General features: G+C 68.0%; 7 protein-coding genes, 28 tRNA genes, 1 other RNA gene and 2 pseudogenes. 34 read left to right on the top strand and 4 right to left on the bottom strand.

The genetic code is table 11. The annotated features are described in order from the left end of the window. The first annotated feature begins 219 nt into the window (after window positions 1-219). A complete protein-coding gene (locus ACSNN8_RS21735) occupies window positions 220-948 on the top strand; it encodes a hypothetical protein (protein WP_436651084.1) in 729 nt (242 codons plus the stop codon). Between the two features lie 131 nt (window positions 949-1079). Here the strand turns inward: ACSNN8_RS21735 and ACSNN8_RS21730 are convergent. Beyond that, window positions 1080-1209, bottom strand: a pseudogene (locus tag ACSNN8_RS21730) (IS256 family transposase); the annotation flags it as partial. A gap of 84 nt (window positions 1210-1293) precedes the next feature. After that, window positions 1294-1606, bottom strand: a pseudogene (locus ACSNN8_RS21725) (transposase); the annotation flags it as partial. Window positions 1607-2313: 707 nt separating this feature from the next. Between ACSNN8_RS21725 and ACSNN8_RS21720 the strand changes: the two are divergent. Both ACSNN8_RS21720 and ACSNN8_RS21715 read left to right on the top strand, forming a co-directional pair. Continuing rightward, on the top strand, window positions 2314-2790 hold the full coding sequence (locus ACSNN8_RS21720) for a hypothetical protein (RefSeq protein ID WP_436651083.1): 477 nt from the start codon (window positions 2314-2316) through the stop codon (window positions 2788-2790). 12 nt (window positions 2791-2802) lie between these two features. Continuing rightward, window positions 2803-3051 carry a hypothetical protein gene (locus tag ACSNN8_RS21715; RefSeq protein ID WP_436651082.1) on the top strand — a complete coding sequence of 83 codons (249 nt, stop codon included), beginning with the start codon at window positions 2803-2805 and terminating at the stop codon, window positions 3049-3051. A 304-nt stretch (window positions 3052-3355) separates the two neighbouring features. Here ACSNN8_RS21715 and ACSNN8_RS21710 read toward each other — a convergent pair whose 3' ends face one another. After that, the gene (locus ACSNN8_RS21710; protein ID WP_436651081.1) at window positions 3356-4093 is read right to left on the bottom strand and encodes a calcium-binding protein; all 738 of its coding nucleotides are present in this window, start codon (window positions 4091-4093) and stop codon (window positions 3356-3358) included. A gap of 1005 nt (window positions 4094-5098) precedes the next feature. Further along, entirely contained in the window at window positions 5099-5584 is a 486-nt protein-coding gene (locus ACSNN8_RS21705) for a helix-turn-helix transcriptional regulator (RefSeq protein WP_436651080.1), read from the bottom strand. A gap of 179 nt (window positions 5585-5763) precedes the next feature. On the opposite strand from ACSNN8_RS21705, the gene ACSNN8_RS21700 reads away from it, so the two are divergent. From ACSNN8_RS21700 to ACSNN8_RS21550, 31 genes are all read left to right on the top strand, one after another. Continuing rightward, window positions 5764-5892, top strand: coding sequence for a hypothetical protein (locus ACSNN8_RS21700; protein ID WP_436651079.1), 129 nt, complete (start codon window positions 5764-5766; stop codon window positions 5890-5892). A 308-nt stretch (window positions 5893-6200) separates the two neighbouring features. After that, window positions 6201-6273: transfer RNA gene (locus ACSNN8_RS21695), tRNA-Trp, on the top strand. 584 nt (window positions 6274-6857) lie between these two features. Next, a tRNA-Ala gene (locus ACSNN8_RS21690) sits at window positions 6858-6931 on the top strand. A 349-nt stretch (window positions 6932-7280) separates the two neighbouring features. Next, window positions 7281-7353 (top strand) — tRNA-Phe (locus tag ACSNN8_RS21685). Between the two features lie 111 nt (window positions 7354-7464). Further along, window positions 7465-7536 (top strand) — tRNA-Glu (locus ACSNN8_RS21680). Between the two features lie 128 nt (window positions 7537-7664). Further along, a tRNA-Gly gene (locus ACSNN8_RS21675) sits at window positions 7665-7735 on the top strand. A gap of 141 nt (window positions 7736-7876) precedes the next feature. Beyond that, window positions 7877-7953, top strand: a tRNA-Gln gene (locus ACSNN8_RS21670). Between the two features lie 146 nt (window positions 7954-8099). Then, window positions 8100-8174 (top strand) — tRNA-Leu (locus tag ACSNN8_RS21665). Between the two features lies 1 nt (window position 8175). After that, a tRNA-Thr gene (locus ACSNN8_RS21660) sits at window positions 8176-8249 on the top strand. Window positions 8250-8252: 3 nt separating this feature from the next. Next, a tRNA-Gly gene (locus ACSNN8_RS21655) sits at window positions 8253-8324 on the top strand. A gap of 34 nt (window positions 8325-8358) precedes the next feature. Continuing rightward, the gene (locus tag ACSNN8_RS21650; protein WP_436651078.1) at window positions 8359-8802 is read left to right on the top strand and encodes an HNH endonuclease; all 444 of its coding nucleotides are present in this window, start codon (window positions 8359-8361) and stop codon (window positions 8800-8802) included. 37 nt (window positions 8803-8839) lie between these two features. Then, window positions 8840-8912 (top strand) — tRNA-Gln (locus ACSNN8_RS21645). A gap of 111 nt (window positions 8913-9023) precedes the next feature. Further along, window positions 9024-9097: transfer RNA gene (locus ACSNN8_RS21640), tRNA-Leu, on the top strand. A gap of 69 nt (window positions 9098-9166) precedes the next feature. Beyond that, window positions 9167-9238 (top strand) — tRNA-Thr (locus ACSNN8_RS21635). A gap of 145 nt (window positions 9239-9383) precedes the next feature. Continuing rightward, window positions 9384-9455 (top strand) — tRNA-Thr (locus tag ACSNN8_RS21630). Between the two features lie 46 nt (window positions 9456-9501). Continuing rightward, window positions 9502-9583: transfer RNA gene (locus ACSNN8_RS21625), tRNA-Leu, on the top strand. Between the two features lie 15 nt (window positions 9584-9598). Beyond that, window positions 9599-9674, top strand: a tRNA-Ala gene (locus ACSNN8_RS21620). Window position 9675: 1 nt separating this feature from the next. Next, window positions 9676-9750, top strand: a tRNA-Asp gene (locus ACSNN8_RS21615). A gap of 1 nt (window position 9751) precedes the next feature. Beyond that, window positions 9752-9838: transfer RNA gene (locus tag ACSNN8_RS21610), tRNA-Ser, on the top strand. 1 nt (window position 9839) lies between these two features. Then, window positions 9840-9913 (top strand) — tRNA-Ile (locus ACSNN8_RS21605). A gap of 6 nt (window positions 9914-9919) precedes the next feature. Continuing rightward, an RNA gene (gene rnpB / locus ACSNN8_RS21600) (RNase P RNA component class A) lies at window positions 9920-10285 on the top strand. Between the two features lie 6 nt (window positions 10286-10291). Next, a tRNA-Arg gene (locus tag ACSNN8_RS21595) sits at window positions 10292-10367 on the top strand. A 127-nt stretch (window positions 10368-10494) separates the two neighbouring features. Further along, window positions 10495-10568: transfer RNA gene (locus tag ACSNN8_RS21590), tRNA-Pro, on the top strand. Between the two features lie 3 nt (window positions 10569-10571). Beyond that, a tRNA-Ser gene (locus ACSNN8_RS21585) sits at window positions 10572-10659 on the top strand. Between the two features lie 5 nt (window positions 10660-10664). Then, window positions 10665-10737 (top strand) — tRNA-Lys (locus ACSNN8_RS21580). Between the two features lie 6 nt (window positions 10738-10743). Beyond that, window positions 10744-10817: transfer RNA gene (locus tag ACSNN8_RS21575), tRNA-Lys, on the top strand. 14 nt (window positions 10818-10831) lie between these two features. Continuing rightward, window positions 10832-10905 (top strand) — tRNA-Lys (locus ACSNN8_RS21570). A gap of 3 nt (window positions 10906-10908) precedes the next feature. After that, window positions 10909-10978, top strand: a tRNA-Met gene (locus ACSNN8_RS21565). A gap of 5 nt (window positions 10979-10983) precedes the next feature. After that, window positions 10984-11055, top strand: a tRNA-Val gene (locus tag ACSNN8_RS21560). Window position 11056: 1 nt separating this feature from the next. Next, window positions 11057-11129 (top strand) — tRNA-Glu (locus ACSNN8_RS21555). A gap of 5 nt (window positions 11130-11134) precedes the next feature. After that, window positions 11135-11207, top strand: a tRNA-Asn gene (locus ACSNN8_RS21550). Window position 11208: the final 1 nt, after the last annotated feature.

The following is an 11208-nucleotide window of genomic DNA, read 5'->3' as shown; positions in this document are numbered from 1 at the left end:
CGAGTTCGGGCGGCCAGATGTCACAAAATTTCAGCACCATCGAGATCTCACCTATCTCGATGTTCGCGAGCTTGGGCCCCGCCCCTAGCGAGACCTGCTCACCGCCGTCGGCTGGCACCACCGTTTACGCACGGTGACGGGGCCTGAGGCAAGGCACGCCTTCTCTGCGGCAAATCAGTAAGTTGATCTGGGTATGGATTTGCTGGTTGGCTCAGTCACGTGACGCCAGCGAAGAACCTCATGGCCGCCGTCCAGCCGAGGGCCGTAGTCATCGCCGCGGGTGAGTGGCTGGGAGAGGCCTTGGCGTCAACGGGCTTTCGGTGGGTGCCGCGGCCGATGCGGTTGGAACGCCAGGTCGACACGCTGGTACATCAGGTTCGCCTGGAGCCCAGCCGTCACAACCGTGTAGGCCACCTCGTCACCGTCGGAACGATGCTCAACGTGCGGGACAGCGCGCTGCAGCAGTGGCGTCACGTCCACCAGGAACTTTCAGTGCTTCCCGCCGACGACATCGTCTGCGGTCACCTTCTGGGCTACGCCTCGGGACGTACTCGCGGCTACCTATACGGCGACGCCGCCGACGGCGACATCGACCTAACAGACCCCATGATGCGGCAGCAACATCTCGAGACCTTCGCCGCCATGTTCAGGCAGGCGGTACTGCCCTGGTTCGACGAGGCCAGCGACCCGAGACGGATCGCCACCTCAAGAGCCGGCGACTACACCAATCGCCCGTCGGCTCTGGTCGAGTGGCTGGCCAGCCGCGACCAGGAGGCCCAGATCGGCACGTACGTTAACCGCTACTTGGCTCGCACGCCCGGCGCTCAACAGCGATACGAGACGGGGCGAGCTAAAAGCGAGGCTGGCTTGTCGCACTCCGAACTCCAAGGCGGGGACATGGCTGAAGAGCTCGGTTGGTCGGTGGCAAAGCTGACCCGCTCGCTGTAAATGCGCAACCAGCGGCATGTGAGTGGCTTCCGCCGTGTAGCCATACCGCCAGGCCCGGTCATGGTCGGCGACGGAGCATCCTCTACGAAGACCAAGGCAAAGCTACTGGGTCGACGAATCAGGCGGCTCTGCTGCAGCCCGGCCGCGCGGGCCTGCTCAACCAGCCGGCCGTAGTTCGGCGTCTACGCCTTCGGGCGTGGCCGCTGGAGTCGTCTTCTTCGCCACCGCTGAAGCATCCACGGCATCCGTCATGACGGTCATCAGGTGCGTCTCCCTGATCAGGAGTTACACCGTTTTTCTTACAGTCCCGACCATGCTGGAAACCCTCCGAGCTATCGGGGAAGCTCATCGTGAGTCGTTAATGCGGGCGCAGTAGCGTCTGATGGATTCGAGGATCTGGTCGGCGATCCTGGTCCAGACGAGGGCCGGGGTCGTTGTTCTACGTCACGATCCATCGCGGACGTCCTTGTTCAGAGCGCGGACGCTGCGGTGGGTGCCGCGTTGCAGTTTTGGTGGTTAGTTCACCGAATCAGCGTTCGAAGAGGTTCAGCCACGATGAGCCGGTCGGGGTGAAGTGCAGGACGAACCGGGAGAGACCGACGAGCGAGCGTTCGATTGCCGAGGTGTGGTGGGTGGAGGCGTTGTCCAGCACTGCGTGGGGGACGTTTCGCGGTGGTCGCCGAACGGCTTCGCCGCTGACCGTCCCAGGCAGCTTCACTGCAAAATCATGACCGGCGGAGTTCTACGCCCCTACTACGACATAGACAAGGACTTCGACCCGCGAGGCCGCCCCGCCTGCTCACCGAAGACCACCACCTCTTCGCATGGACGGCCGAAACGATCGAGCAGCGGAGCCGTGAATGAACACTCGCCCGAACAGCGCGCCCGGCGACGTGGCGTACTGGCGCCTCAGCCCGGCCCAAGCCGCCCGGTACCATGCGCGATTGTCCAGCATGCACGCTGACAACGCGAAGCGCGTGGGAGACCACTGCCTGCATCTGGCCCTCCGACTCCTGTGGGTCGTCTTCGCTCTGGCCGTCACGGCGATCGCCATCGCAGTCCTGTCGTGACCGGCTACCTCGCCGCCGGCGCCCGCGGCCCGCGCCGCCGCCCACGCCACGAACACCGGCTTCCGGCTGCGCCGCGACGTCGACATCCACTTTCTCCCGACCGCCATTCCCGGCGCCCACCACTCGGTCGAGCTAATCGGAGACTGCAGCCACGTCATCGACGTGGACAGCTGATCCAGTCTGCAAGAGTCCGACATCGACCGGCACCGCCAGCTGCACCTCGGCGGCCGCCGCAAACGCTGCCGCCGCTGCCCGATCGTCCCCGCCCAGCGAAACGCCAGGAGCTGACCACCGCATGACCGGCCGACCGAAGTACACCGGAAACCCAAGTATGCCCGAGCACAACCCGTACTCCCTGGCCCAGCGGTTCGGCGACGTGGCTTCCCGGCCGCCACGCGTGACACGCGAGGTGGCCGAGGCCAAGGGGTTCGAGGTCCGCACCGTCGAACACGACCTGGACGAGCTGGCTGTGGCTGCCTCCTTGGTCTACCACCTGCAGCACATGCTGCCCGGCCTGATCCATCTAGCGCTGACCGGCGGCGCCACCGTCGACCAGCTCGCCGAAGTCACCGGCTTCGACCCGGCCGACATCACCGCGGCCTGGCTCACACACGCCGAACGGCAGCGCTGGCTAGCCACCCAGTACCCGGACATGCCCGACCGCACTGACCAATACACCCGCGTCGCCGCAGCGCTCGGCGTCACCTTAGCCGACGAACCGCAGATGCCCGCGCCCTACACGTGGACCCCGCTACCCCCTGCCGCAAGCTAGAGAGGAACCCTCATGCCCATCCCTGATCAGTGGCGCGAAGCTCACTCAGCGCCCGGCTACGTCGTCTGCGCACACCGACCCTGCACCAAGAAGGCGCGGCCCTCGATCGTCCCCGACCACGTCTGCTGCGGGCAGTCGTACCACAACGCCGCCCACGAGGCGGCCGCTCGAGTCGAGGAGCCGGCCGAACCGGTCTACACACTCGGCGACGCCGCCAAACTCCTGGCGGGGCGGCTCTTCGGGCGCCGACCGCCGAAGTAGCCGCGGGCGGTCGGCGCCAGGATCTTCGCGTTCAGCGCGGCGGTCGCGTCCGCCACGGGCATCGTGTGCCTCGCGTGTGGCGGCGAATACCGAGACACCGGGGTGCTCCCGCTGATCTTCGCGGTCATCTACTTCAGCATCGCCGGCATAGACCGGCTGATCGCACGGTCCCGCGAGAAGTAGCCGCCCGCCGAGCGCTGGCGCAGCGTATGGGCTTCGACACGGCGCCTGGGAGCTGGCAGACGCGGTCTGGGATGTTCGACGCTGTGTGGGCGGCGCGCCCCCACAACGCGCCGCTTGTCATTCAGTGTTCGCAACTCCGTACCTCGTCGCCGCGGTCGAAGGTGCACTTGTCGTTGCCTGTGCTGGCGTCGAGGTGGTCGTCCCACCGGAAGCCCGGGTGAGGGTCGCGTGCGTAGAGAGTGTCGTCGCCGCTGCCTCCGTACAGCCGGTTGTGTCCTTGCCAGTCGTTGAGGCTGTCTTTGCCGTCGTACCCGTAGAGGTTGTCGTTGCCGGCCTCGCCGGCCATGGAGTCGCGGCCGCCGCTGCCGCGGAGGACGTCGTTGCCGTTTCCGCCCACGAGGCGGCCGTCGCCCCAGTTGCGCCGGAAGTCGTGCCCGTCGCCGCTGTCGAGTCGGTCGTTGCCGCCGTCGCCGAAGATACGGTCGTATCCCGCCGCGCCGGCGAGCTGGTCCGAGCCGTCTCCTCCGTGGATCACGTCGTTGCCCGCGTTGCCGACGACCCGGTCGTTGCCGCTTCCGCCCCAAAGCTCGTCGTTGCCGCCGCCACCGCAAATGATGTCGTTGCCGCCGGTTCCGTAGATCACGTCATCGCCGCCCAGGCCGACGATGACGTCGCGGTGTTTGCTGCCGTGCAGGACGTCGCGGGAGGGCGAGCCGACCTTTGTGGCGGCGTAGCCGTAACACCGCGGTACAGCCTGCGCGGACGCTGGAGATGCCAGCGCGAGAGGCGTGACGGCGAAGGCGGCCGCCACGGTCGCTCCGAGCAGAAGGTGCCGACGGGTTGAGTCGATCGTGAACATTGCTTTCTCCCTGTCTGGAACTTCCCGATGTCAGATCACCGTCGCAGGGTTGACCGGTCGGCCCACAGGAGGAAGTACATGTCTGGACGGGTAGAAAGGCGCGTTCGTCAACCAGGCCGTCATCCGCATGCGGTAGCAGGGATCATGAACCGCGACTCGTCCAGATGGAAAGCACCGTTCCAAGGGCGGAAGGAGGTTTTCTTCGGCCGGCACCCCGCGATCGACCAACCGGGCCTGCGCAGGTGCGCGGCCAGTGTTCGGGATGACCTGATCGCGCGGACGGCCGGCCGGCGACGCATTGCGGCGACGAGTGCGGCGCTACGCTGTCTGGCCTAGTTCTCCGCGCTGTTTGCCGGGCCAGCAGGTCGGGACGCAGGTGTAGCACGAACGGCGCAGCCGCAAGTCTCGCCTCGGCATCGTCGAATCGGTGACCTTGACAGGGGTCCTTCCATCGACCTGAGGGTTAGACCTTTCGTCCTATGCCGGGCGCATGGCCGCATCTGGATGATTGATGACAGCGATCACGTATGGTGACAGATTGCCTGCGTGTTAGTGTCTTTGGCGCACGGCAAGGCGATCGCCGACCTTGTCGGCGTGCTGGCCATGACACTCAACGCCCGGTGCCTCAATCTCGGCGACTCGGCTGGGCTCCAGCGTCTGGGTTGGTGTCGCGATCACCCAACGTGCCTCGTCCGGCGCCCTCGACTTGTTTGGCCGGTCGCGTGTGTCCAGGTGTGGAACGGGGCTTTCTCCGGTGACACGAGGCCGATGGCCCGCGCCGTTCCGGCTGTCATCGGCTGGGTGCCAGGTCGCCGCGCACGCGGACATGCCTGACGTGGTGCCGCCGCCGCCCGTGTTCGTAGGCGACGTCGACCTTTACCTCGGCGACCACACCAGGCTGCACCCGGATGCTGTGGTCGATCACCGAAGCGACCGACCGCGAACGCGCGGCCGGGACCTCGCGCACCCACTGCACCGACTGGGACGACACCAAGGACCGGGTGATCACCCAGCCCGTTCAACCCCCGGCCTGGCCGGATGCGGCAACGCCGCACGAACTTGCGTCACGCTGACCTGCAGGACACGAGCCAGAGCGTGCGTCTCGCCCTCCGAGACCGGCCGGCGGCCCTGCTCGAGCAACGCGTACAGGCTGCGGCTGATCCCCAGCTGCTGCGCCGCCTGCTCCTGCGTCAGCCCCAGCCGGGCCCGCAACACCGCAAGCGTGATCACAGCGTCCGCGGCGAGCAGATCCAGCACGTCGACGCCAAGCGCCTCGGCCAGCAGCCGGACCGTGCCCGCCCGCGGCCGGGTCCGACCCGACTCGTAACAGGAGATCTGCACGACCAGGGTGCGCAGCTGCCGGGCCACCTCCACCGCGGCCATGCGTGTCCCGGCCGCCCGTTTCGCCTGCAGCCGCTCGGCGAGCTCCACCTGGGTCCAGCCCCGCACCGAACGGCGCTGCGCCAGCCGCATCCCGGCGAACGCATCCACCCAATGCGCCCCCGGCGACCGGTCCTCACCTGCCGCCGAGCGTTGACCCGAGGGCTCACCAGACTTCGGCATCGACTCCCATGCCTATCACTCCCCATAATATATTTGCTGGTACACGGTGAGTGTTCTATCGTAGAGATCAGCACCAAGGCAACACCCCACCAGCCCAGGAGCTTCCGATGACGTCGTGGCGAATCCTCACCCAGCGGCACCTGCCGCTCGGCGAGACCGTCATGACCTGCCCCGGACGCCCCGCCTACCTGAGCGAATCCGGCCACAACCCGGCCCGGGACCGGTGGCGCCGCTAGCCTCATCCGCTAGCGACCACGCCGCCCTCCCCCCGCCGGGGACCGGGCGGCTTTTCCGTCTCTTCCCCCAAACCCGACCCGATCGGAGCTGTTCCCGATGAATCGCTGGCACGCCATCACCGAGCCGCAGCAATCGCTGCCGGCTGTGGCTGCCTGCGCATTCGGGACGACCCGACGGGTCTACGACGAGCAGAACAGCAAGCCCGCACACCGGGAGGCGCCACCCAGCGCCTGAGCCCAGCGCCCAGCGCGAAGGCCGCCTCCCGAACCGGGAAGGCGGCCTTTCTGCTTTCCAAGACCAACTTCATAGGGGTGTGGCGCAACCGGAAGCGCAGCGGCCTCCAAATCCGAAGGTTGCAGGTTCGAGTCCTGTCACCCCTGCTCAGTCCCCCGCGGAACTCGTGCGGGCATGGACACGTCGAGACCCCCAAGGCCTCGGAACTTGAAAACTCCACAGCGGAAATGGCATGAGATCCGCTGGCGGGCGTGCCCCGCCAGCGGCAGATGGTACGCACGGGTATCCAGCGCTCAAATTTAGGCTGGATCCCGTGCCGTACAGGACAGAACGTCTCCCGCCGCAGTCGCCTCGCTGCGCGCCGCTCGCCGGCGCCACCATGAGGCGAACAGCGAGGTCTACAAACAACGCGCCAGGGAACGGACAGCCAGACTCAAGCGCCTCGTCAGGGACGCGAAAGACCGGCCGTGCATGGACTGCGGAGCTGCGTACCCCTGGTACGTGATGGACCTCGATCACCGGCCAGGCGAAGAAAAGCTTGCCGAGGTCAGTGACCTAGTGGTCGCTGGCTCCGCAGAGGCTCGCATCGTCGGTGAGATCGCAAAGCGCGACGTGGTTTGCGCGAACTGCCACCGCAGCCGGACATACGCCCGGTTGATGGCAGTAGATCAGGCGGAGGACGTGTTATAACTTCCAGCCGGCCGCAGCCCTCCCGGCGCGGTCGGCGCATGGGGCCTTAGCTCAGTCAGGTAGAGCGCGCGCTCGGCAGGCGCGGGGCCGCCGGTTCGATCCCGGCAGGCTCCACAAAAAGGGGTGCGCACGCCGCCCGGCGTAACGGGCGGAGCGACGTGCTTGAGGCGGCCGGTCGGCGTTGTGGCGTCTCACCGATGTACGCCGGGCCAGGTGCAGTTCCGCGGCCACAATCGCGTCTCCCTGGTTGGCCCCCATGCGTGCGAGGGAACAAGCGCCCGTTCAGGTCCCGCGGGAGGGCGCCCCTCGGTGAAGGGCTCCCGTGACGCTCGCGGGTAAGGAGCCCCCACGATCCTCGCGCCGCCGGCAATGAGGGGTTCGCCTGACCAGCGACCCCGCGGCCGGTCCCCGCGCCTCGCACCGGCAAGCAGCCGGGCAGGGCAACACGGCGGCCGAAGACCTTGCCCACCAAGCTCAGCAGGCGGAGCGCCCGGGTGAAGACCGGGAGGTGCGCGGTTCGATACCGCGGGTGGGCACGTCGCAGTCGGGTTGGTCGGGACGCCATGCCCGCCGGCTGCGGACCCCAAAGTCGGCGCCATCGGCATTGCCGGGGACAGGTTCCTCGCTGGCAGCGATGCGCGCCTCATGGACCCGTGGAGCAGCGGAACGCTCGTCGCCCTCTCAAGGCGGAGACGCCGGTTCGATCCCGGTCGGGTCTACGTACGGCCACGCAATGTGATGTCCGGCGTGGCGCATCGTGGAATGGGGGCCGAGTCCTGGCAGCTCAAGGCGCGGTTCCTCGAACGCGACCGGAAATGAGTCACGGTCAGTGCTCGCACTGACCCGCGCGGGTGTAGCTCAATGGCAGAGCGCCAGTCTTCCAAACTGGTCACAAGGGTTCGATTCCCTTCGCCCGCTCAAGGGGTCGAGGCACGGGGCGGCCAGACGCCGCCTGCCGGCGGCCACGTTGCGCAGCGCGGCCATCCCCGGCGGCCTGGGAGCGGCTCCCCGGCGCGGGCGGAAGTAGCCGACCCTGGGACCTCGGCACCCTCAGCACCTTCCGGGTTGGGCTGCTGGCAGGCTCGACGGGGTCTTGGCCCCCGGTACAGACGCGGGTTCGATTCCTGCACCCGGAGCGAGGGGCGCGTCAGGATGGCGCGGTCGGCGGGCGGTAGCTCCCCCCACCGGCGAAGACGGTCAACAGGGTCCGCGAGCTACGTGGCCCTACCCCCGCAAGGGGCGGCGCGTGCGCCACAGCCGGGCGGACCCCGTAAACCTTCTTGCCCTGGTAGCCCAACGCAGAGGCACCGCATTCAAACCGCGGCCAGTGCGGGTTCGACCCCCGCTCAGGGCACCAAGCCGCCGTAGCTCAGTCGGTCGGAGCGTTCCCCTGGTACGGGAAAGGTCGGGCGTTCGACTCGCCCCGGTGGCTCATGCGGACGTGGCGCAGCGGTAGCGCATCACCTTGCCAAGGTGAGGGTCGCGGGTTCGAGTCCCGTCGTCCGCTCTCAACATCAACATCGCGAAGGGAGGTGGCCCGGGTGTCCGACGTCCTGGTCCTGAACGCCGACCTGGAGCCGCTGACCCGGGTCAGCCTCCGCCACGCCGTCAAGATGCTCGTCCGCCAGGTCGCCGAGGTCCACGACCACGTCCCCGACCGGGCGATCGGCATCTGGCCCGTACCCACCGTCGTCCGGCTCGTCCGCTGGGTCTACGCCCGGTGGCGGCACACCGACGGCCCGGCCTGGTCCCGCCGTGGGGTCCTGGCCCGCGACCACCGCCGCTGCGGCTACTGCCGGCAGCCGGCCACCACGGTCGACCACATCGTCCCGCGCTCGCAGGGCGGCCAGAACACGTGGCTCAACACGATCGCCGCGTGCTACGCCTGCAACCAGCGCAAGGCCGACCGGACCCCGCGGCAGGCGGGGATGGTCCTGCGGTTCGAGCCCCGCACGCCCACGTGGGTGTCAGCCGTTCGCGCATGACTCCAACCGGCCGCCGCCACCGCGGCGGCCGGCTCGATCCGAGATGGTGCAACTGGCAGCACGTCCGCCTCTGGAGCGGAAGGTTGGAGGTTCGAGTCCTCCTCTCGGAGCGCAGCAGGTAGTTCAAGGCGTGCTCGCGCCATGGGCAAGCTGGTGCACCAGCGAGAACGCCGGGCCTCGGGCCCGGAGATGCAGGTGCCCAGTCCTGCCCTGTGGCCCAAGTCCTCGTAGCCCAACCGGCAGAGGCCCGACGTTGAGGACGTCGCCAGTGCGGGTTCGACTCCCGCCGAGGACACAGACCCGCCCCTGCGTGGCGCAGTACGGTCGCCGGCTACCGGGAGAAGCGCGCAAGGGCGGGCCACCAGCCGGCGAAGCTCCCAGGCTGAGCGCCGATCTTGTAAATAGGAGGCAGCCGGTTCGACTCCGGCCGCCGGCTCGACGCACTGCTCAAGCGGATGAACGCCTGAGCGCAGGCGGCGCCCCGACCACGGTCGGGCAACGCGCGGTCGGCAGATCCCGGCACCTGTCCCCGGCGGGGGACGCGACCGAGGCGGGTATCAGTACCCGACAGGGCCGGTCACGCCGACGTAGCTCACCAGGCAGAGCAGCCGTCTCGTAAGCGGCAGGACCCGGTTCGAGTCCGGGCTTCGGCTCGACCCCATCCAGCCCAGCACCGGTGGGCCCGATGAGCTGATACATGCGCTCGTGGCGGAACAGGCAGACGCGCACGGTTCAGGTCCGTGTCCCGCGAGGGGTAAGGGTTCGACTCCCTTCGAGCGCACTCAGCACCACCCATGGGGACGTAGCTCAGCTGGTAGAGCGCCGGTTTCGCACTCCGGAGGTCGGGAGTTCAACTCTCCCCGTTTCCACCATGCCGCCGTAGCTCAGAGGAAGAGCATCCGCCCGTCAAGCGGAGGGCCGCGGGTTCGAGTCCCGTCGGTGGCGCCAAGGAGAGATCGCCTAGTGGCTATGGCGCCGCACTGCTAATGCGGTTGGGGTCCGCCCCTCGCGGGTTCGAGTCCCGCTCTCTCCGCCACCCTGGTGTAGCTCAGCAGGTCAGAGCGCCGCCCTGATAAGGCGGAGGCCCGCGGTTCGAGTCCGTGCACCAGGACGCGAGACGGATGGCCAGGCGGCCGCGTCACCCCCAGGGGTGCCGAGGAACGTCCGGGCTCCACAGGGCAGGGCGGTTGCTAACGGCAACCCGCGGAGACGCGCGAGCCAATGCAACAGAAAGCAGACCGCCGCTCGAGCTGCGGCCCGGGCGGTAAGGGTGAAACGGTGCGGTAAGAGCGCACCAGCGGTCCCGGTGACGGGCCGGCTAAGTAAACCTTGCCCGGAGCAAGCCCAGACAGCGCGCGGCCGGCCCGGCCCAGGCGCGCGGGTAGGACGCTAGAACAGGTCGGCGACGGCCTGGCGAGATGGATGGTCGCCACCACACCCCAGCGGTGTGGGACAGAACCCGGCGTACCGGCCGTCCTCGCTCGCATTTGCCTTCGTAGCTCAGCGGATAGAGCACCGGATTACGGATCCGGGTGTCGCAGGTTCGAGTCCTGCCGGAGGCGCCACGCGCGCGCACCACACAGGGGTTGAAGGTCGGTGGTGCGGATGACGCGATCGGGATGTGGCGCAGTTGGCAGCGCGCCGGTCTGGGGGAGCGAAGGCCGGGCGTTCGAGTCTCCCCATCCCGACTCACGGGTATTGGCGCAGCTTGGTAGCGCGCTCGCTTCGGGAGCGAGAGGCCGCCGGTTCGAGTCCGGCATACCCGACACGGAAGGGCCAGCCGACAGATGGCGCCGGCCGCGGTCTCGAAAACCGTTGGGGCGAAAGCCCGTAAGAGTTCGACCCTCTTCCCTTCCGCTCATGCGCCGGTAGCTCAGAGGCCAGAGCTGCGGACTCTTAATCCGAAGGTCGCGGGTTCGACTCCCGCCCGGCGTACGCAAGGCCCTCGTAGCTCAGCCGGACAGAGCAGGCGCCTCTTAAGCGCACAGTCGGCGGTTCGACTCCGTCCGAGGGCACGAGCACGACTAAGGCGCCACTAGCTCAATCGGCCAGAGCTGCTGACTTTTAATCAGTGGGTTCGGGGTTCGAGTCCCCGGTGGCGCACTCGCGGGTGTGGTGGAAGAGGTACCACGCCGGGCTCATAACCCGAAGGAGCCGTTCGACTCGGACACCCGCTCCCACGTTCGGCTAGCTCAGCGGGAGAGCGCCGCCCTGACACGGCGGAGGTCGCTGGTTCGATCCCAGCGCCGGACACGGAGCCGTCGACTAACAGGCAGGTCGCCGTCCTTTCAAGTCGGAAGGTGCCGGTTCAAATCCGGTCGGCTCTACTCGATCCCTCGTGGCCCAATCGGCAGGGCGGCGCACTGTTAATGCGACGAGTCCCGGTTCGAGTCCGGGCGAGGGAGC

Origin of the sequence: Actinoplanes sp. URMC 104, from assembly GCF_051386375.1 — a bacterium.
Taxonomy (GTDB): Bacteria; Actinomycetota; Actinomycetes; order Mycobacteriales; family Micromonosporaceae; genus Actinoplanes.
This window is presented reverse-complemented; position numbering and strand designations above follow the sequence as displayed.

What these genes read in the sequence shown, in the direction of transcription:
- ACSNN8_RS21700 (WP_436651079.1), top strand. Translation starts at nt 5,764, where the DNA reads ATGACGTCGTGGCGAATCCTCACCCAGCGGCACCTGCCGCTCGGCGAG.
- ACSNN8_RS21720 (WP_436651083.1), top strand. Translation starts at nt 2,314, where the DNA reads ATGACCGGCCGACCGAAGTACACCGGAAACCCAAGTATGCCCGAGCAC.
- ACSNN8_RS21715 (WP_436651082.1), top strand. Translation starts at nt 2,803, where the DNA reads ATGCCCATCCCTGATCAGTGGCGCGAAGCTCACTCAGCGCCCGGCTAC.
- ACSNN8_RS21710 (WP_436651081.1), bottom strand. Translation starts at nt 4,093, where the DNA reads ATGTTCACGATCGACTCAACCCGTCGGCACCTTCTGCTCGGAGCGACC.